Genomic DNA, 1347 nt, shown 5'->3' with positions numbered 1-1347 from the left:
AGCGAGGATCCTTGACTGTGAGGCTTCTCTTCGCAGCCTGATGCTGATGGGCTGTTTGCCGGTAGTCGCGGGCGTGACCCAATCCTTGACTGGCTTCGTGCCCTTCCGCGGACTTGTCCGCCCGTGGCTGCCGGCCCCGGCCCGGTCGGAGTAGCTGGCCTGATCAGGAGCTTGACCGTCCGGTGTTCGCGCACCGGCCGTGTCTCATCACAGTCCTGCCGAATCTCCGCCCCGGACCGGAACCACATCCACTCCCAGGCAAGGAGAGAACGCATGACCAGTGTGACCGATCTACGCGAAGTGGTCGATGTCGTGATTGGTGTCGACACCCACGTCCACACCCACTCCGCCGCGGTGGTCGACGCCGCGACCGGCGGTGTGCTCGACGAGATCACCGTCGAAGCCACCTCGGATGGCTACGCCCAGCTGGTGGAGTTCGCCGACCAGCACGCGGCGCTGCGGGCGTGGGCGATCGAGGGCACCGGTGGGCACGGCGCCGGCCTGGCCCGGCACCTTGAGCGCGGTGAGGAGGTCGTGATCGAACTCGACCGCCCGGAGCGAGCCAAGCGACGCAACGGCGCCAAGTCCGACCCGCTGGACGCGATCCGCGCTGCCCACGAAGCGCTCTCCCGAGCCAAGCTGGGCACCCCGCGTGGCGGCGGCGACCGTCAAGCACTGTCGGTTCTGCTGGCCGCGCGCCGATCAGCAGTCCAGGCCGCGGGCGATGCACACCGGCAGGTCTTCAGCCTGGTGATCGCCGCACCTGAGCCGATCCGCGAACGGTTCCGCGACAAGAAGGGCCCGGCGATGATCCGGACCGCCGCAAGCATGCGGGTGAACCCCCGCTGGGACGTGGAAACCACGGCAACCGTCGTCGCACTGCGGTCCCTGGCCCGCCGTGCTCACACCCTCACCGAGGAAGCAGCCGAGCACGAGAAGGCCATCTTGAGCGTCGTCCGCTCGTGGCGGCCCGACCTCCTCGACCAACCCGGCATCGGGCCCATCGTGGCCGCGACAGTGCTGTGCGCCTGGTCCCACCCCGGCCGGATCCACTCCGAAGCAGCCTTCGCGATGCTTGCGGGCACTGCTCCAATCCCAGCCAACAGCGGCCAAGTCACCACCCGCCACCGACTCAATCGCTACGGCGACCGTCAGCTCAACCGCGCCCTGCACACCATCGCCCTGTCCCGCATCCGCTACGACGAGACCACCCGCGCCTACGCCGCCCGACGCACCACCGAGGGCAAGACGAACCGGGAGATCAAGCGCTGCCTGAAGCGCTACATCGCCCGCGACCTCTACCGACTACTCGAACACGGCCCGATCACCACTTGACAGACCATAGGA

1 protein-coding gene is annotated in these 1347 nt (G+C 68.3%); it reads left to right on the top strand.

Annotated elements, in window-relative coordinates:
• Positions 1 to 273: 273 nt before the first annotated feature.
• Complete coding sequence (locus ACYVJ3_RS16590; RefSeq protein WP_460854186.1) at positions 274 to 1335, top strand: IS110 family RNA-guided transposase; 1062 nt, start codon at positions 274 to 276, stop codon at positions 1333 to 1335.
• Positions 1336 to 1347 lie beyond the last annotated feature (12 nt).

It is taken from the genome of Nocardioides montaniterrae, assembly GCF_054782655.1.
This window is presented reverse-complemented; position numbering and strand designations above follow the sequence as displayed.

Coding starts and splice junctions, on each gene's coding strand:
- ACYVJ3_RS16590 (WP_460854186.1), top strand. CDS start 274: ATGACCAGTGTGACCGATCTACGCGAAGTGGTCGATGTCGTGATTGGT.